This window comes from Cyclobacterium sp. 10D3-21 (assembly GCF_055809755.1).
The window spans coordinates 6,053,812-6,073,334 of the sequence record NZ_CM147924.1 but is presented as its reverse complement, the minus strand read 5'-3'; the positions used below and the strand labels follow the sequence as shown (position 1 = coordinate 6,073,334).

General features: G+C 40.3%; 14 protein-coding genes. 6 read left to right on the top strand and 8 right to left on the bottom strand.

What is annotated here, in order from left to right; genetic code table 11:
• Positions 1-43: 43 nt before the first annotated feature.
• The 5 genes from AC0L7T_RS23465 to AC0L7T_RS23445 all read right to left on the bottom strand — a co-directional run bounded on the left by AC0L7T_RS23465 (position 44) and on the right by AC0L7T_RS23445 (position 5,182).
• Positions 44-2,152 carry a penicillin-binding protein gene (locus tag AC0L7T_RS23465; RefSeq protein WP_473338821.1) on the bottom strand — a complete coding sequence of 703 codons (2,109 nt, stop codon included), beginning with the start codon at positions 2,150-2,152 and terminating at the stop codon, positions 44-46.
• Positions 2,149-2,529 carry an FtsL-like putative cell division protein gene (locus AC0L7T_RS23460; protein WP_473338820.1) on the bottom strand — a complete coding sequence of 127 codons (381 nt, stop codon included), beginning with the start codon at positions 2,527-2,529 and terminating at the stop codon, positions 2,149-2,151. The genes AC0L7T_RS23465 and AC0L7T_RS23460 overlap by 4 nt, the downstream gene beginning before the upstream one ends.
• 2 nt (positions 2,530-2,531) lie before the next feature.
• On the bottom strand, positions 2,532-3,437 hold the full coding sequence (rsmH, locus tag AC0L7T_RS23455; protein ID WP_473338818.1) for a 16S rRNA (cytosine(1402)-N(4))-methyltransferase RsmH: 906 nt from the start codon (positions 3,435-3,437) through the stop codon (positions 2,532-2,534).
• On the bottom strand, positions 3,430-3,879 hold the full coding sequence (gene mraZ / locus AC0L7T_RS23450) for a division/cell wall cluster transcriptional repressor MraZ (RefSeq protein ID WP_473338816.1): 450 nt from the start codon (positions 3,877-3,879) through the stop codon (positions 3,430-3,432). The genes rsmH and mraZ overlap by 8 nt, the downstream gene beginning before the upstream one ends.
• Before the next feature lie 328 nt (positions 3,880-4,207).
• The gene (locus AC0L7T_RS23445) at positions 4,208-5,182 is read right to left on the bottom strand and encodes a polyprenyl synthetase family protein (RefSeq protein WP_473338815.1); all 975 of its coding nucleotides are present in this window, start codon (positions 5,180-5,182) and stop codon (positions 4,208-4,210) included.
• Between the two features lie 119 nt (positions 5,183-5,301).
• On the opposite strand from AC0L7T_RS23445, the gene AC0L7T_RS23440 reads away from it, so the two are divergent.
• The 5 genes from AC0L7T_RS23440 to AC0L7T_RS23420 all read left to right on the top strand — a co-directional run bounded on the left by AC0L7T_RS23440 (position 5,302) and on the right by AC0L7T_RS23420 (position 11,098).
• Positions 5,302-6,996: a 1-acyl-sn-glycerol-3-phosphate acyltransferase gene (locus AC0L7T_RS23440; protein WP_473338813.1), complete on the top strand. Its 1,695-nt coding sequence runs from the start codon at positions 5,302-5,304 to the stop codon at positions 6,994-6,996.
• Complete coding sequence (locus tag AC0L7T_RS23435; protein WP_473338812.1) at positions 6,974-8,035, top strand: NAD(P)H-dependent glycerol-3-phosphate dehydrogenase; 1,062 nt, start codon at positions 6,974-6,976, stop codon at positions 8,033-8,035. Before AC0L7T_RS23440 ends, AC0L7T_RS23435 begins: the two co-directional genes overlap by 23 nt.
• A 191-nt stretch (positions 8,036-8,226) precedes the next feature.
• Positions 8,227-9,135, top strand: coding sequence for a TIGR01777 family oxidoreductase (locus AC0L7T_RS23430; protein WP_473338810.1), 909 nt, complete (start codon positions 8,227-8,229; stop codon positions 9,133-9,135).
• 234 nt (positions 9,136-9,369) lie between these two features.
• On the top strand, positions 9,370-10,182 hold the full coding sequence (locus AC0L7T_RS23425) for a metallophosphoesterase (protein WP_473338808.1): 813 nt from the start codon (positions 9,370-9,372) through the stop codon (positions 10,180-10,182).
• Between the two features lie 115 nt (positions 10,183-10,297).
• Positions 10,298-11,098, top strand: a complete 801-nt coding sequence (locus AC0L7T_RS23420) for a hypothetical protein (RefSeq protein WP_473338807.1) — start codon at positions 10,298-10,300, stop codon at positions 11,096-11,098.
• A 137-nt stretch (positions 11,099-11,235) separates the two neighbouring features.
• On the opposite strand, the gene AC0L7T_RS23415 is transcribed toward AC0L7T_RS23420, so the two are convergent.
• Genes AC0L7T_RS23415 through AC0L7T_RS23405 form a run of 3 tightly spaced genes read right to left on the bottom strand, consistent with a single transcriptional unit; the run spans position 11,236 to position 14,332 of the window.
• Entirely contained in the window at positions 11,236-12,024 is a 789-nt protein-coding gene (locus AC0L7T_RS23415; RefSeq protein WP_473338805.1) for a phytanoyl-CoA dioxygenase family protein, read from the bottom strand.
• Positions 12,025-12,070: 46 nt separating this feature from the next.
• Positions 12,071-13,300 carry a M48 family metallopeptidase gene (locus tag AC0L7T_RS23410; RefSeq protein ID WP_473338803.1) on the bottom strand — a complete coding sequence of 410 codons (1,230 nt, stop codon included), beginning with the start codon at positions 13,298-13,300 and terminating at the stop codon, positions 12,071-12,073.
• 12 nt (positions 13,301-13,312) lie between these two features.
• Positions 13,313-14,332 carry a PorP/SprF family type IX secretion system membrane protein gene (locus AC0L7T_RS23405; RefSeq protein ID WP_473338802.1) on the bottom strand — a complete coding sequence of 340 codons (1,020 nt, stop codon included), beginning with the start codon at positions 14,330-14,332 and terminating at the stop codon, positions 13,313-13,315.
• A 110-nt stretch (positions 14,333-14,442) separates the two neighbouring features.
• Here AC0L7T_RS23405 and AC0L7T_RS23400 point away from each other — a divergent pair, with 110 nt between their 5' ends.
• A complete protein-coding gene (locus AC0L7T_RS23400; RefSeq protein ID WP_473338801.1) occupies positions 14,443-19,521 on the top strand; it encodes a T9SS type B sorting domain-containing protein in 5,079 nt (1,692 codons plus the stop codon).
• The last annotated feature ends 2 nt before the right edge of the window (positions 19,522-19,523 follow it).

Sequence of the window (19,523 nt, the reverse complement as noted above, 5' to 3'; positions counted from 1 at the left end):
GAAACCAGTGAAACTTTGTACAATATGTCCTTTAACTGTTGGCTCAACTCAATGATAATTTTATGATTTGGTCGCTTTTGTAGGCAGTTCCTTTGGATAGGGATTGGGTGCTTACCCTTCCTGTTCCAGAGAACTGTACCCTAAGCCCTTTATTTTCTAATATATAGATGGCATCTCTTAATGTCATGCCGATAACATCCGGTACTACAGGTTTTTCAACTGCATTGCTTACCCATTGAATGGACTTATTAGAAATGCTGGATTGTACCCAGGTATTGTTACCTGCATAATGATTGGAGATGCCCATGCTGTTACAAATCATTTGCAACTCCTCAGCTTTCCCCGCCCTTATGTAAGGGAATTCATCATTGTTAACACGTTGAAAATTGCCGTTTTCTGTCTCCTTTTGCTGAATATTCAAGTCTTGCGCATAAATTTTATCAGCGATTTCTTTAAAGACTGGGGCAGAAATATCTCCTCCATAGGCATTGTATCCTTTGGGACTGTCTATTACCACGATGGCACTATATTTCGGTTGATCTGCAGGAAAATAACCTGCGAAGGAAGTATAGTACTTTTGGGTGTATCGCCCATTTATTAATTTTTGCGCAGTGCCAGTTTTACCTGCAATGGAATAAGTGTCTGTGGAAATATTTCGAGCAGTTCCTTTTTCAACTACGCCTTCAAGCAATCCTTGAAGTAGTTTTATTGTCTTCTTTGATGCGATATTTCGGGATAAGGTTTCTGTTTTAAATTGCTTTTCAATAGTATTACCTCTGGAAATCTGCTGAACAATCATGGGCCTTACCATGTTGCCACCATTAGCAATGGCATTGTAAAAGGCTAAAGTTTGCAAAGGAGTAATTTTTAATTCATACCCTATGGACATCCAAGGTAAGGTCGTTCCGTACCAGTTTTTATCATTGGGATGCTTGAAATAAGGAATGCCTTCGCCCTTCAACTGAAATCCCAGCGGTTTGTCAAGATTGGCTTTTTCGATGTAATCGATGAAACGCTGAGGTTGGTGACCAAAATGTTCATCCACCATTTTTGAGATGCCTACGTTGGACGATTTTTCAAACACATCTCGGACCGTGAGCATGCCATACCCCCCACGTTTTGCATCTCTCATGTATCGATCATAGAATTTATAGACACCATCTCCAGTATCGATACTGTCGTTCAAATTGATTTTCCCTTCTTCAAGTAAGGCCATCATAGAGAGCAATTTGAAAGTTGAACCCGGCTCTGTTAAGCCTTGTTCGCCTACTGCATAATTATAGTACTCACCATAACCATAAGATTGTTTGTTTCTTTCTAGATTAGCGATGGCTTTGATATGACCCGTGGCTACTTCCATTACAATCACTGAGCCAAAAGCGGCATCCTTGTTGATCAATTGCCTCAATAGGACGGATTCCGCTACATCTTGAATATTTACATCCAATGTGGTGACGATGTCAAATCCATCGGTAGGTTTAATGTCATCAGCATCGTGCAATGGTTTCCAGCTACCTCCCACAATCTTTTGGAACAGGGCTTCGCCGTTTCTTCCTTGCAGGTATTCATTAAAGCTGTATTCCAAACCTGCTCCATATTGGTCTTCATTCAAAAAGCCGATTGTTCTTCCGGCTAAATTTTTAAATGGGCGATATCTTTTGTCGATTTTCTCGAAAATCACTCCGCCTCCCATTCTTCCTTTTTTAAAGACAGGCCAATTGGACATGGTGATTTTTTCCTGATAATTGATTTGGTGTCTATTTAAAATAAGGTACTTTTTTCCATCATTTCTGGCATCGAGAATCATTCTTTTATAGGCACTCGCCGACCGGTCCTTATAGAAAGCAGCCAGATTTCGAGAAAGCGAATCAAAACTGGCTTTCCAATCGCTGCTCTTGTCTATAGACGGATCAATGGCTACCCTATAAAAAGGGAGACTTGTGGCCAGTAAACTTCCTTCTGTACCATAGATATTACCTCTTGTGGCTTTTACAGGCCTGTATTTTAGGTTGATGTCCTCGGATAATTGGCGCCATTTATCACCCTCGGCCATTTGGATATAACCTATTCTATAAAAAATAGAACAGGCAATAAGCAAAACTGCCAAAAAGGAAAGCCTTACACGGAGCAATATGGATTTTTTGATATTCACTTTTCCAACACTATTTTTTGTGGAGGCTCTTCTATTTCAACGATGCCCAATGGCTGAATTTTTTTTGCTACTTCAGATTGCTTACTTGCATACATGTACTCTGCTTCCAGGGTGGTCACATCTGCACGCAGGTCTTCAACTTCCTGCTGGATGCGGTCTATTTTTCTAATGGTGTTTTCTGCTTTATAATTGCTCCAGATATAGACCATAGCTAAAAAAGAAGCATACAAAAGGGGAAGTACAAATTTGACAGGTACATTCTCACCAATGAGCGAACTGATGTCCAGTTTTTGCTCAATAAAGGCAAAAGGATTGAACCTGGATTTCTTTTGATCCCGCGATGATTTGATCGGACTTTTAAAAGTATTTCTTCCCATGATCAAAGTTTTTTTGCTATCCTCAATTTGGCACTTCTTGCTCTTTTATTGATTTCGATTTCTTCCTGGTCTGCCACTATTGGCTTTTTACTGACTGGTTCAAGGGGGCGTATGGGGTTGCCATAAAAATCCTTTTCAAGATCCCCATGAAGTTTGCCCTTGGTCATAATGTTTTTGACCATTCGGTCTTCTAAAGAATGGTAACTCATGATTACAAGCCTACCATCACTTTTCAAAAGCTTGATACTTTGCTCCAACATTTCCTCTAAAGCAGCCATCTCCTGGTTTACCTCAATGCGGAGTGCCTGAAAGACCTGCGCGGAATATTTTGCATATTTACCTCGTGGAGCATATTTGTCCAAAAGATTTTTAAATTCCTGAATGGACTCAAATGGGACATTGGCTCTGGAGGAAACGATGGCTCTCGCTAGAGTTTTTGCATTCCTTATCTCTCCATAAATACCAAAAATTTTATGAAGTGCTTCCTCTTCATAAGTGTTTAATATAGTGTCGGCAGATAGGTCTCCTGATTGGCTCATTCGCATGTCCAGTTTGCCTTCAAACCTGGTCGAAAATCCCCTTGAGGGTTCGTCTATTTGGTGGGAAGAAACGCCCAAATCGGCCAAGATGCCATCTACTTTGTTTACGCCATATATCTTAAGATACCTGCGCAAATCTCGGAAATTTGCCATTACAAAAGTGAAATTTTCATCATCCGGAGCGTTTTTTTCAGCATCTGGATCTTGATCAAAACCATACAAGTGTCCCTTGTCGAGCTTTTTCAGGATTTCATGGGAATGTCCCCCTCCTCCAAAGGTCAAATCTATATAGGTGCCATTAGGATCGATGTTTAACCCTGACAAGCAGGCTTCTAGCATTACGGGAATATGGTAGGCTGTATTATGCACTTTTACCTAAGAATTTTTTATTTAAATCACTGAACCTTTTTTCTTCTTTACTCATGAATGCGTCATAGCATTCCGGGTTCCAAATTTCAATTTTTGTACCTATACCAATTACGATGGCTTCTCTTTCCAATTGGGCGTGACGTAGCATGGTTTTGCTAATCACAAACCTGCCAGTAGCATCCAAATCAACCGTAGACTCTCTCCTAAAAAAGGACCTTTTGAAAAATCTCACATCATCATCCGTGTCATCCAGGCTTGCGAGTTTATTATGGTCTTTTTTTACTTCAACCATTGGTATCAATTCAAGGCATGGTTCTAAACCTTTGCGCAGCATCATTTCCTGACCCAAGGACTCGGGAATTAAAGCCTTCATTTTTGAAGGCAATACCAACCTGCCCTTGGCATCTAATTTACACTCATATTCACCGGTGAATGACGCCATACCTCTTCTGCCTGATTACTGAATACAAAAGTAGTAAATAGCTAAACACTTTTTACCACTTTGCCCCACTTTTTACCACATTGCTATAAAAGTATCTAATACTAACTAGAAACACAATTATTTTTTAAAAAAATAATGGTAGGGACAGCTTGATCCAATTGGCTATGAATCAGCTAGTAATCATTGGTAAATCTTTGTTAAATCCAGTTTAAACCTAGATTTAGAGGGGATTTCATCTAATAAAATAAGTTAATTCACTGCTTTGATTTATAAGTGGGAGGAATTCCCGTAAAACTCCAGTGTTTCTCCAATAAAGTAGATTTAAAGGCTATTTTTTTCTTTCAATGGTATAAGTTACCAAGGTAGTCAAAGAATTTTTGAATGGAGACTCAGGAAAGTTTTCTAACAAGTCCAGGGCTTCTTGGTAATAATTGTTCATTATTTTTTGAGCATATTCCAGACCACCTGATTTTTTAACAAATTCTATGATTTCATTAATTGTGCCTTTGTGCTCACTTTTATTTCTAATCTTGTAGATGATTTTTTTCTTATCAATCCAAGTGGCATTTTGGAGGGCATAGATAAGGGGCAGCGTCATTTTTTTCTCCTTGATGTCAATTCCGACAGGTTTACCTACTACATCTTCGCCATAATCAAAAAGGTCATCTTTGATCTGAAATGCCATGCCAACCTTTTCACCAAAGAGTCTCATCTTTTCAATGTTTTCCTCAGAGGATCCGGATGTAGCCGCACCTACAGCACAACAAGAGGCGATCAGACTGGCTGTTTTTTGACGGATGATGGTGTAGTAAACTTCCTCCGTAATGTCGAGTTTCCGGGCTTTTGAGATTTGTAAAAGTTCACCTTCGCTCATCTCCTGCACCGCATTGGAAACAATCTTAAGCAGTTCGAAATCACCATTGTCTACGCTAAGTAAAAGGCCTCTGGAGAGCAAGTAGTCACCTACTAAGACAGCGATTTTATTTTTCCACAAGGCATTGATGGAGAAAAATCCTCTTCTGTAATTGGCATCATCCACCACATCATCATGTACGAGGGTGGCTGTATGCAATAACTCTATTAAAGCAGCTCCTCTATAGGTTGATTCGGAAATATTGCCACTTACTCCTGCAGTTAAGAAAACAAACATCGGTCGCATTTGCTTTCCTTTTCTACGGACTATATATTGGGTAATATGATCCAATAATTTCACCTTACTTTGCATGAAAGAGCGAAATTTCTTTTCGAAATCAGCCATCTCGGTGGCTATCGGGGCTTGTATCTGCTTTAAATCCTGATTCATTTGACCTTTAGATATTGCAATAATACAATCTATTCCACCATTGACAAAACCGCTCAATTGATAATTCTGTTTAATGAATTTTATTTTTGGTTATCTTTGATCAACTAAACTACATAAACTTGACCGACGACTATATCAAACACCAGTATGAGCCGATCCTCCCCAAGAAGGATGAATGGCCTGTGGTAAAACTAAGTAAAAGCCGTAAAGAATTTATCCAACAGGTAGTGGAGTCGAGTGTGGGGAATATTAAAGGGCTTACTGGTAATCAGTTACAGGCACTCAAAGAGGAGTTGGAAATTACGCTCTTCAAAGAGAGGATGCGGATCAAACAAAACTCATGGGCAGTTGATCCTGACGATGAGAAGGAGTTTTGGGCAGAGGTAAAAGCATCTCTACTGGCACTGGATGCTGACCAACAAATAGAGGATGAAAAAAAGAAAGAACAGTATTTTGATGTTCTTACACGAATTACCAGAAGATATGCTGAGGAGATAGCGAGTAATTTCAAACACAGTCATTACAAAATGACCCGAAGATTTGTGTCTTTTGGATTTTCACGATTGCTAAACACTTCTAGAGTCAAAGGGTTTAAATCGATTTTCAGTAATCAATACCGGCTTCAGGATAAAATACAAATCATAGGAGAAACAGATCAAATTAGAGAGCTGGCTTCAAAGGGTACCATAGTGATGGTGCCTACCCATTTCAGCAACCTGGACAGTATATTAATAGGTTGGACCATAAGTACTTTGGGTTTGCCGCCATTCATCTATGGAGCGGGGCTAAATCTATTTAATATCCAGATATTTGCCTATTTTATGAATGCCTTAGGCGCTTATAAAGTGGATAGACGGAAAAAAAATCAGGTTTATCTGGAAACCTTGAAAACCTATTCCAGAGAAGCCATTCAATTCGGTTGTCACAGCCTATTCTTCCCAGGGGGCACGCGTTCCCGAAGTGGAAATATTGAATCCAAGGTGAAACTTGGCTTACTAAGTACGGCAATAGAGGCCCAAAGAGCCAACTATCAAAAAGGAGATTCTGAGTTTGGTAAGGTCTTTATCGTCCCAGTTACCATCAATTACCATTTTGTACTTGAAGCTCCCAGCCTGATAAAAGAATACCTGGACTCTACCGGACAGGAACGATACTACAGCGAGTCTGATGAATTCTCTACTTCGTATAAAATCTCCAAATTTCTGGTAAAATTTTTCACAAAGGGCTCAGATATATCCGTATCTATTGGGAAAGCCATGGATATATTGGGCAATTATGTAGATTCTGATGGAAACAGTAGAGATGCCCATGGGCGAAGCATTGATTGCAAAGACTACTTTATGGTAGATGGAAAGGTAAATGTAGACTTGCAACGAGAGGAAGAGTACAGTAAAAAATTAGGCAAAAGAATAGTGGAGGAATTCCATAAGATAAACCGGGTTTTCAGTAGTCATCTGGTAGCTTTTACCGCATTTAGGCTGCTTAAAAAGGAGAACAGTAAACTGGACTTATTTAGCTTGCTCCGGCTTCCTGAGGAGGATCTTTTCTTGCCTTATGACACCTTCAAAGAGGCCTGTGGTTTGGTGTTAGCGAGAATCCAACAACTTAGAGACGAAGGAGCTGTCCATATGGCTCCCCATCTTAATACCGGGCTGGAGGAGATCATACAGCATGGCTTGCAAAACGTTGGAATGTATCATGCCAAAAGACCGCTCAAAAGAAATGAGGAAGGAAATATTGTAACTGAAGATATAAGTTTATTGTATTATTATCATAACAGACTTGATGGATATGAATTGGAAAAAATCATCTGAAAATAAACCGATAGGGGTAATAGGGATCGGTAGTTTCGGAACTGCAATTTCCAATTTGCTGGCAGAAAAAAACAATGTATTGGTATATGCCAGAGATGAGGCAGTAGTGGAAGCGATTAACGAGACGCATATGGTCAAGAATCGAAAATTGGCGAAAAGTATACGCGCTACGACTGATCCTGAAATGATTTGTGACTCGTGCAATGTGATGTTTCCAATGATTCCTTCTTCAGCATTTCGAGAAGTGATGGTAAGGTTTGCCCCTTATCTTCATCCATACCACTTTTTAATTCATGGTACCAAGGGCCTTTCTCTTAACCTTCCAGAAGGTAAAGACCTGGGGAATATTAAAAAGATACAGCGGAAGAATATCTGTACCATGAGTGAGGTGATCATGGAGGAAACGGTTGTTGAAAGGATCGGATGTCTGGCAGGACCCAACCTGGCCAAGGAGCTTTTAGAAAACCAACCTGGGGCCACGGTGATTGCGAGTCGATACAATGAGGTAATCAGAGAAGGCCAGCAACTTTTGCGTTCAGACAATTTTCAGGTGTATGGAAATTCTGATATTATTGGCGTAGAACTTTCAGGCGTATTGAAAAACATCATAGCCATCGCTTCTGGTGCATTGTCAGGTCTTGGACTAGGAGACAATGCCAAAGGACTTTTAATCTCCAGAGGAATGGTAGAACTGGTTTACCTTGGTAAAGCCATGGGGGGAAGCACCAAGTCATTTTTAGGTTTGGCAGGAGTAGGAGACCTTGTGACAACCTGTAATTCCACCTTGTCCAGAAATTATACCTTGGGATTTAGGTTGGCCAAAGGAGAAAAGCTTACGGATATTGTGGCCGATATGGAAGAGGTGGCTGAGGGGGTAAATACTGTAAAATTGATAAAGTTGTTTTTGGAATCTACCGATTTGAGAGCACCCATCACAGAAAACCTGTACAAGGTCTTGTTTGAAGACCTGAAGGTGGAGGCAGCGCTTCAATACCTGATGAAGTTTCCTATCTATACCGATATCGATTTCTTTGATTAGCCATTTTGTTGCCTGTTTAAAAGCATCTAAAAGGCATACCTTACTGTTCTCCAATTGCTATTCATAGGACTTAAAGAAAATTGAGATTAAATCATTAGGAGATAGAATGAATTGTTAGATTCAGGGCTTAAATCCGAAATATGCAATAGACAGTTTTAAATGACTAGTGTATTAAATAAAAAAAGTATAGTATGGATAAGGTGTTGATTTTTGGAGGAACTGGATTTATAGGGTTAAGTCTTGCTAATCACTTAAAAGAAAAAGGTTTAATGCCTATTTTAATTGCTAGAAATAAACCTGATTCATCTATTGGCCACGAATTTCGAAAATGGGATGCTGTTTCGATGGGGAGTTGGATGGAAGATTTAAACCACGCCAAAGCGATTGTAAATCTGACGGGAAGAACAGTTGATTGTATCAAAACACCAGACAATTGTGACGTTATTCTCCGATCGAGATTAGACTCAACAAAGATTATCGGAGAAGCAATTAGAAAAGTAGACCATCCACCCAAAGTTTGGATCCAAATGTCTACGGCCCATATTTACGGAGATCCTCCATTCCAATTATGTACTGAAGAATCAACAACTGGATATGGTTTAGCGCCATTTGTTGGAAAAGCATGGGAAGAGGCTTTTATGAACACCCTACCTCAAAATGTCAGAGGGGTTAGATTGCGGACTAGTTTTGTTATTGGTAAAAATGGTGGAGCATTAAAAAGTTTAAAACAGATTGTTAAATTGGGATTAGGAGGAAAGGTTGGAAATGGTAAGCAAGGCATGAGTTGGATTCATGAAGAAGATATGAACGAACTGATTTACCAATCAATATCCAATGAAAAATATACAGGTATGTATATTGCCAGTGCACCAAATCCAGTCTCAAATACTGAGTTTATGAAGCTTTTACGAAAAAAGGTAGGTATACCGATTGGATTGTCTGCACCTGAATTTATGGTTAGGATCGGAGCAAAAATGATATTTAAAACGGATCCTGAACTTGCGCTTTATGGGAGATATGTTAAATCTGAAAAACTACCAAAGGAGGGTTTCATTTTTAAATTCCCCAAATTGAAAGAGGCCTTGGATGATTTGTTGTGAAAAGGGTCGTCAATTATCTTTATTGAGGTAGTTTCCATTCTTTTGAACCTCCATTCGAACGTTTAAAGTAATTTTGAATTCTCTTCAAAAAGAAAAAACAATGCTTAATAGGGTTATGAAGATTGGATATTTATACGTTGAATAAAACCAATAATATCTTTTGATTATATTTACTTAAAGAAGAAGTGTAATAGTGCTACCTACCGTTTCTGATAAATAAAAACCTTAACGATTTTGCGTTTAAACATCTATTTAATAATTGCCGCGCTTGCCTTTAATATTTCTTGTGCTGAAAAAGCGCAGCAGCCTTTTAGTTTTGTACAGTTGTGTGATACCCAGTTGGGAATGGGAGGTTATGCACATGACATAATGACATTCAAACAGGCTGTTGAACAAATAAATGAGCTCAACCCTGACTTTGCCGTGATCTGCGGTGATCTGGTTCACAATGCAACTGACAGTTCCTATTCAGATTTTCTGGAAATTATGGAGACACTAAAAGTGCCCTGCCATTTGGCACCCGGTAATCATGATGTTGGAAACCTCCCAAATGATACCACGCTAAGTTTTTACAGAAAAACGATAGGGAAAGATTATTTTGATTTTCAAAAAAAAGGATATTCGTTTATTGTGACCAATACCCAATTATGGAAAGTCGATATAGGAGATGAATCAGCTCAACAGGACAAATGGTTTGAAGAGACCCTTAAAATTCAGGAAGCTAAAAAACTTCCCATATTCGTTATTGGGCACTATCCAATATTCCTGGAAAATCCAGAGGAAGAAGAGAAATATTACAATATACCTCCAGTAAAACGCAAATGGATTTTGGACTTGTTTAAAAGCAACAATGTTTTGGCGTATTTGTCAGGTCATACCCATAAATTGTTGGTCAACAATTATGAAAACATTCAGTTTGTAAGTGGTGAAACTACCAGTAAGAATTTCGACGAGAGGCCTTATGGTTTTAGACTTTGGGATGTTTCATCCGATACAATTCAACATCAATTCATTCCTTTAAATCTCCCGGAAGTAGAAGCAGAGTAAAAGTTTGCCGCAAGAAAGATTAATCAATTACGAGACCCTAATAGTAGAGGTGTAAATTAGCTAACCTGTTGAATTTTAGACTTTTATTTGTCCTATATAATTAAGCAAGGCCACTATGAGCGCAACCCAATACCAGCTTGTTTTTAAAATAGATGTAAATCATTCCTATTTTAATGGAGGAGAGAAACCTAATCTGTATTTTATTCCTTCCAGTTCTTCCGGCCAATCCTTGTCATGGTTGAATTTTGTTGTAAATAAAAGGAAAGGTGGTATGGATTTATTTGCAGCATCTCCCTTTCCACTGGTGGATTATTTAAAAACAATAGTTCTTGAAGATGGAATTGAGGTCTTCGATTTTGACATTTTTAGCGAGGATACTCACTTCACTTTCTATACCGACTTTCCTGTAGACGCCTTAGGCCTATTAAAGTACTCAAGTGATAATGAATTGAACCAAACCGAAAATGGTATAACTGTTCTCCACCCTGTTTTTGAGGATAGTCAAATTGCTGCTGCGATAGGGAGAATACGCGTTGGTTTGGATGACTTAATACCAACTTTAGAAGCTGGGAGAAGTGTTCATTTTAATATCAACTTCAACTCAAGATCAATCCAATGGCAATATCATTTTTTAAATGAAGGGGTACTACCTTTAACTGAAATGGCCATTGTTAGTGATTCTGGCATTCAATTTAGTGGACCTACTGAAGTATTGCTTAAAAATGGTCAAAGCGCCATGCGATTTGATAGCCATGTTTTAATCCCGCTAAGGCAAATTCCTGAATATTCATTTGATTTATTAATGGGAGGAAAAGTAATTGTTAAAGGTTTACCTAGTCCAAGTCCTACCGGTCTTTTTAAAATAGAAACCGACACTGAAACGATATTTGGCGCTGCTATATACGTTTATGTATGAAAATAATTTCCCTAAAGAAGGAAAGGTAATTTTGGAAATCGGATCTTTCTAGCCTTTGGTTTTTTGAATCAATAAATTATTACCTGTATTCAGGTTAGAATATCCTTACTGAGAAAAAAAACACATACTCCAATGACTCATAAAGCTTCCTTTAGCCCCAATAGGTAAGCGGCCTCAGTGGAAATTCGATCAAGTGTGCTTTTCTTTATAAATTGGCTTTGATTGGTTTGTTGGACTTGATCTCTTTTACAAAAATAACTATGGATTGCCCTTCTCGGTTGGGCCGTGTGGTTGGTGGTTCCACCGTGCCAGGTGTGGGAATTGAAAATGACTACAGAACCTGCTTCAGCTACTATTATTTTCTCATCGGGATGTGAATCCATTGGGTCATTCATGGCTTCGGCAGGGAGCGTGGATTGTAAATGAGTGCCAGGGACTACTCTGGTAGCACCATTTTCCTTATAAAAGTCATCCAATAACCAGATCGAATTGCATACCATAAAATTCATGTTTTGAATGGATTCTGGCCAATCCACATGAAGTTTTTGTAAGCCTGCCCCCGGAAGTGCAGCCCGGTAATTGAGTGAAGAAAGTTTGAACTGCTCACCAAGAACTAGAGCAATGGCAGCCAATACTTTGGGGTGGGTGTAAAAGATATCAAAGGCAGCACCTTTATTCACCAAGTCACCTAGTCTAGTAGCCCCTGTCTCCTTGGGATGCCGGATACTGGGAGATTGCATCAATTCATACCCGGCATTTTCACCCTCTTCTTCAAGTATTTCATCCACCCGTTGCCTTATCTCAATAAGACTGTCAACGGAAAGTAATTTTCCAAGATTGAGGTAGCCGTTATTCTTTAAAAATTGTTGCTCATCTTCAGATAACAGATCTGAATAAACACCCATTTTTTGGAGAAAATCATTCATGGTATTTTGGGTTTAATGGATTAATAAACATCAAAAAAATCAATATTTATTCAAGTTTTGCTAACCTTTTCAATAGTGGAGGGTGAGAATAATTGATAAACACATAAAGTGGATGCGGGTCAATGTCTGAGAGCGTTTTCACTGAGAGTGTTTTCAATGCTTTAGCAAGTGGAGGGCCACTAAAAGTCGTTTTGGCAAAAGCGTCCGCTTCGAATTCATTTTTTCGACTCAAATAATTCATCCCCATTCCTATGATCATAGAAATCGGTGTGAATAACATGGTGAAACCAATGATGTTGAGGTGTACGGCCATTTGATTTCCTCCAAGGGCCAAACTCAAAGGTTCACTGAAAATAAATAGGGAGAGAATATAAAGAATAAGGCCTGTTTGAAGAATTCCTACCAACATCCCTGTTTTTATATGCCCTTTTTGATAATGGCCGATTTCGTGAGCCAAAACCGCTACAAGTTCTTCTTGTGTATGTTGTTTGATTAGGGTGTCGAAAAGCACTACTTTTTTTCTTTTACCAAAACCTGAAAAGAAGGCATTTGCTTTTGACGAGCGTTTGCTGCCATCCATCACGAACACATTTTTTAAGGAGAAATTAACTGAATTGGCATAGGAGGTAATCGCCTCTTTCAGTTCTCCTTCTTCTAGTGGAGTTAGCTTATTAAACAATGGCAGGATCAATCCGGAATAAAATAAATTGGCCAATAGCATAAAAAGGGAAGCTACGATCCAGAAAATCCACCAGAAGTCTTGGCCTAACTCAAGAATGAGCCATAATAATGTGGCAAGCAATGCACCACCAATGATTATTGTAAGGAGGTACCCCTTTAATTTGTCCAGAAAAAATGTTTTTACTGTGCTTGTATTGAAGCCAAAGTCATTCTCTATTTTAAATGTCTGGTAATAGTCAAATGGAATAGAAAGAATATCTGAGCCAATAAAGATGATGGCGAAATAGGCTAGCGTGAGCAACATTGGGTTTTCTATGTATTGCCTGAGCCATTCATCAAGCCAGCCAAACAGGCCAAATCCGATGAATAGTAGGGTGATCACAAAAGTAAAAGTACCTGAAACCAGACCAAACTGATAGCCGGCTCGTTGATACGCTTTGCTTTCTTTTAATTTGTCGACATCCAGATAACCCTGAAGGGTAGGGGGAATTGGCCCCGACTTTTTACTAACATTGAGGTAGTTGATGATTTTTTCAAATATAAAATTAAAACTAACTACCAGAAGTAATAGGTATTTGATTGTCTCTTGATCCATGGGTCAAAATCATTAAAATTTAGGACATGGCAGAATGGTGTCCCTTTTTCTGGGGGCACCTGGATTTTTAGGTGGGAAAATATAAGAAAGGCTGATTTCGTGAGCCCCACCAGACTGTATGCCTAGTTTAGATACGGTGTAATCAAAACTGTATCCAATATTTAAACCAGTTGGTAAATTAAACCCTACCATAAGCACAACTGCATCTCTGTTGCTTTGCTTTTCTACTGGCTTGTAAGGGAGCCCTCTGTACCAAACGCCTAATACTATTGGTTCTAAATAGAGGTAACCACCCAAGTCAAGTTGCTCAAAAGGTCCTTGCCGTTTATAGTTAATGGTTGGAGTGAAATACCTTTCCTTATAGGTATGGGTGAAATCATTTCTAGGTGCCCCCCTTCCCAATGAAATCCGATAACCTGTGTGAATGGAATACTTGACGGGTAAGCGACTGATGCCCTCATCTAAGAAACTTTGATTGGGACGGTTGATATGGTGCGTAGAAAGGCCAAACCAGAAGTTGTCTGAAAATAACAATCCGCCAAAAGAAACTGAGAACATATTCACCGGATCTCCTAATCCGGTAATGTCATTTCCAGGAAGGATAGGACCAAATGGATCGGCTGGGTTTATTTGATTGGCAAACACCAGATTTTCATAAAAACCAATATCTCTGCGCATATAACTTGCCTGAAAACCCGGTTTGAAATACATGTTGTCTGCCAGTTTTAGCTCGTAGGACAAAATCCCTGAAACATGGGTGGATTGCAGTCCCGACACTCCTTCAGTGTCGTTCGTTACCAAAAAACCTACTCCCACATTGTATTCCTCTACATAAGTATCTGCATAAGCAGAAAAAGTAGAGAAATTCGCTTCTAATCCAGGCCATTGATTCCGGTAATTAACGCCTACTCTTGTAGCGAGTTCAGCACCAGCAAAAGCAGGGTTTAGGTATAGTGGTGCCGCATAGTATTGGCTGTATTGTGGGTCCTGCCCAAATGCATTAATTCCTGTTGCCAGAAGGACAAGGGTCAAAAAAACTGTATTAATTTGTGCCTGAAACAAAGATTTATTCGTTTATTGAATACCAATCAGTTTATTAACGTATAGCAAATATAAACTGTATGCAAAGTTGCGCCTAATTTATGAAATCTAACCATTTTAAAACCATATTTGAATTAATAATTAAAGTAATTTTTTTATTTTGGTGCTTAAGTACCCCTTTATCGATATTTGCCCAAGGCTTTAATAACAATGAATGGATCTTTGGGTATTGCGAAGGTGGAGATAATAATTACCTCTCCTTTGGGAAGGATGGCAAGGCTAAAGTAGAAAGTCTATCTGGAAATATTACCCTTGGCAAGGCCAATACAGCCATGGCGATTGACCCTATTTCTGGAGAAATATTGTTCTATACGGATGGTGCTTTGGTATACAATTACCTAAATGATGCCATGCAGGGCGTCGTTGGTGAGTTAGGGGGAGTAGAAACTGCCCACCAATCAGTTGCCATATCCGAATTTGATTTTGATCTAAGCGAAGGCGGCTCCAGAGATTTTTACATCTTCTATACCAGTCCGGATGGTCAGCTGCAATACAGTCTGGTAGACATGAACGACCAGGGAGGGGCGCCTTCCAATCAACCACCCGCAGGGGCGGTGACTCAGGGGGGTGTGATAGGGAATGCCCAAGGGGCAATTTTAGCAGTTAAATCAGGAAGTTCGCCCAATTATATTGTCAGCTATGACAATGGCAGTTTGACAGCCAAAAAGCTGGAGGATCAGGAGGGGCTGTTTACAGATACAGACACTTTATCGCTGGCTTCTGCACCGAGGACGATGCTATTTGACGAAGATGCTGGTGTATTGTATATCGTTTCCGACAGTCCAGAGGAAGGCATTTTGGTTGTCCCCTTTGATGCCGATACTGGTTTGTTTGGAATCCCAGAAACCCTTTCTGATACTGGGGGTACGGAATTAATTACAGGCTTAGCGGTTTCCCCCGATGGGGATTTTCTTTATTACGCTCAGGGAGATGAATTGTATAGGATTTTTATTAGTGAAGAGGAAATAGCTCCTGAAATTCCGGCCAGCTTAATTCCCGACTCTACAGCTGTTAACCTGCCGCTTACCTCCGAAATATTTAAAATCTATGATGTTAAGGTAGGGCCTGATGATCAGCTCTACTATATCTATGAAGAGGTAGAAGGCGGTCCCCAGCTTATTGGGAGGGTGACAAAGCCAGATGAATGGGGAATGGGTGAATTGGCTATTGAAGAACTTCCTTTCAATGGCAGCGATTTTTGTGGCACCGTTTTTCCTCAATTCTCGCCCAATATTGATTTAGAACCTACGGTTGATTTTACTTGGGATCCAGAGATGCCATGTATGAATACTTCTATTCAATTGACCAGTGAAGTAACTCCCTTAAATTACCGCCCCGTAAGTTTTGAATGGGAGATAATGCCACCTCTTACAGATGAGGACGGTGAGGAGATAGAAATGGATCTTTCAGTTGAACATCTACTTTTGCCTAAGGAAGCCACCGCAGAACAACAAGTAACAGTAAGCCTTACCGTTACCTATGCAAACGGTGAAACTGGGAATGTGACCAAAAGCATTTCCTTAACAGAAAATAATTTGACTGCACAGTTCAGTCCATCAGATACTACCCTTTGCGAACCTTCCTGCATTGACTTAATGCCCTTGGTGGAGGCTCAAAGTGAAGGTGAAGACGGAGGTCAAGGAGGCGGAGGCCTTGGAGGTGGTACAGGTGGTCAAGGCCAAGGAGAAACGAATTATGAATATTTCTGGTCGAATAAAAGAGATGAGGGTTGGGGACCGGAAGCACCTAACGAGGTGTGCGATCCAGGTTATTACTGGGTATTGGTAAGGGAACAAGGGTCTTCCTGTTATGCTTATGCGGGAATAAGAATAAAAATTTGGGACGTAGAAGACCAAAGCAATAATATCTGGTATTTTGGAGATGGAGCAGGTTTGGATTTCAATATAGATCCAGACGATCCGGATGGACCGACCCCACGGCCTATTGAAACCCCTCATCCCCAAAACATTCCTGCAGGGGTTACCACTGTTTCAGACCAAACAGGTCAGGTTTTGTTTTATACGGATGGACAGACGGTTTGGGATTTAAATGGCGATGCCATGCAAAATGGAGAAGACATTGGTGGAGACAACCTTTCTAGCGGGAGTGTTATGGCCGTTCCTATAGCATCTGATGAAACCCTCTTTTACCTTTTTACTACCCAATTAGGAGCTGGAGGTGAGAACGAGGTAAAGTATTCCCTAGTAGATATAAAAGGTGACAATCCTGAAGGAATAGGAAATGTGGTCACCAAAGACAACCTTTTATTCAGTCCCAGCACGCAACATTCAGCAGCATTTGATTCTGGAGATACCATCTGGGTGGCTTTCCATGAGCAAGGGAACAATACATTTCGCTTATATCCTGTGAATGACGATGGAATCGCCCAGCCAGTATTCAATTCGGTTGGTAGTAATTTTGATTTTGGTGATGGCTCAGGCACCATGAAGTTTTCAGATGATGGGACTAAGGTGGCTGTCACCTTTAAACAAGGGGGCTCCAATAAGCTGGAAATATTTGATTTCGATCAAAATACTGGAGAAATGACCCCTTATGCCTTACTAGATTTAGGCACAGATGGAGATATTTATGGACTAGAGTTTTCGGATGATGCAAATAGGGTATTTGTTTCTTATACCAATGGCGGACCGGGAATTGAAGAGTTTTTTATACAGGGGGTGGAAGAAACAGACAATAGTGATCCGGAAAACCCAGTGACGACCACCTGTCCTGATTGTTTTGAAGAAGCCAGTGGTCAGTCAGAGATTGAAGATTGTATTTTATCAGGAAGAGCAGTTATACCCGACACGCAAAGCCTTTCATTGGGGGCTTTACAAATAGGGCCTGATGGGCAAATTTATGCAGCTGTAGTGGGGTCTAATCAAATAGGTCAGGTACAGGTCGGTGGAGGGTGTAATCCTTCCACATTCACGCAGTCAGGTGTTGAACCTATGCCAGGAACATCGAATTTAGGATTGCCATCATTTGTTCAGAATTCCGGGAGTTCCATTCCGGATCCAAGCCTCGCTGGGCCAGACAGACTATGTTTAAGTGATGAAAGTGGTGCTGGGGGAGTTTTCGAAGGAGGAGGTGAACCAGATATTGACACTTATAATTGGACAATATTCGATGCGGAGGGAGAGGTAGTTGATGAGTTTTTGAATGGTGGAGAAGAATTTCAGGAGTTGGAATATTTCTTTATGGAAGAAGGTAGCTATACTGTTCAATTGCAGGTAGACCGATGTGGCACACCTTGGGAAGAAGTATTTACCCAGGATGTGGAGGTAGTCACTTCTCCTGTTATCACATTGCCCTCCGAAATATCGCTTTGCGGAGAAGAGATAACATTGGTGGCGGTGGATCCTGAAGATCCCCGAATTGCGGAGTACGCTTTTCAATGGGTGAATGCAGCAGGACTGGTGGTAGGCAATAGCAATGAGTTGACGGTTACTGAAGAAAGTATTTATACCGTGATAGTAGCTTATGGCTTACCGGAAGGCGAGGATCCTGAACTCTTTCAGTCTTGCCCTGTCAGTCAATCGGTTTTTGTAGGACCGCCCTTTGAGTTTACAATCGACCAGTCAGCAGCCGCAGTTTGTTATGGTGATTCGGTTCGTTTCTCTCCAGATACACCTGTGTCAGGGACTTGGTCAATACGTTTAGGAAGCAGTGGAGAATATACTGAAATCGGCGATACCCAGGAACTAAGCCTGAATACCGGAGACCTCGAAGGACCCGGATCGTTTGAGTTATTGTTTCAAACAGCTGATCCATTGAATAGTGATTGTATAGTAGAAAGGACTGCCACATTGGAAGTAAATGGGCTGCCTGAGTTTTCCGTTGCGGACGTTGCGCCTTCGGAAAGCTGTACAATATCCAATGGAAGCATTGTAGTGGAGGCCATTTCCCAATTGGATAGCTTGGTTTTGGAAGGCACAACTGAAGTGATTGTTGGTGTTTTGGAAAATACTCAGCTCACCTTTGATAATTTGGCTCCTGGAACCTATACTTTTACAGGATATATTGGCTCCTGTGAAACGACTCATTCTGCTATCGTAGAAAACAATACTCCGCCTGATGATGTTTCCTTTACGGTTTCTACTTTACCTGAATCCTGCAGTGATACTGGCCCTCAAGATGGCGCCATTGTTATTGTTTTTGATGGTGATCCTGCCTCTGGCGAATATACCATTACCAATGTGGCGACCGGAGAAAAGGTCAATGCTGATTTCACTGATAGGACAAGTATCAATGTACTGCTTCCCGAAGGATCCTATTTGGTTGAAGTTGCCAATGCGTTGGGTTGTGTTGTCCCAGCATCTGGTACCTATGAAATTTTATCGGGAGAAGAAGAGGTGTCCTTAACTAGCCCAGGTTTTTGTGGAGGAGTAGTGACTACCGAAATTACGGCAGAAATAGATGGATCATTAGTAGATCGAATTGAGTGGTACAATGTTGTCGGAGCTGCCAAAAATTTGATTGTAGGTGAAGAGTCGCTCAATTTGATCATAAGTAGTCCAGGAACCTATGAGGTTCAGTTGTATAATGCTGCTGGTTGCCTTCTTGGTGCTGAGCAAATTACAATCAACCGATCAGATTCTCTTCCACCAACACTATTCCCCAATTATGATATTTGCGCGGCTTCAAACGATTTGGTGACGCTTGAGGTAGGCACTTGGGACAGTTATGAATGGTCTCAAGGAGGAGTTTTGGTGAGTACTGAGCCATCATTTACTCCCGTAGACGAAGGTAACTATGCATTAATGGTAATCGATTCTGAAGGATGTGATTACACCCTTAATTTTACAGTCACTGAAGTATGTGAAGTAAATGTGGTTTACCCCAATGCCATTAGACCCGGTGATCCTGATAGGAATTTCTTGATTTATACCACTGGACAGATTGATACGCTTTCAGTATTTATCTATAACCGATGGGGTGAATTGATTTATTTCTGTGAGCAGGAAAACATAGCTGAGAACCTTTCTGTTTGTGTTTGGGACGGTTTACTCAATGGAAGAAAAGTACCTTCGGGAACATATCCTCTAGTTGTGAAGTTTACCAATAAGAAACAAAACATTAACATAATAAAAAGAGACGCCATTGTCGTCATTGAATAGTA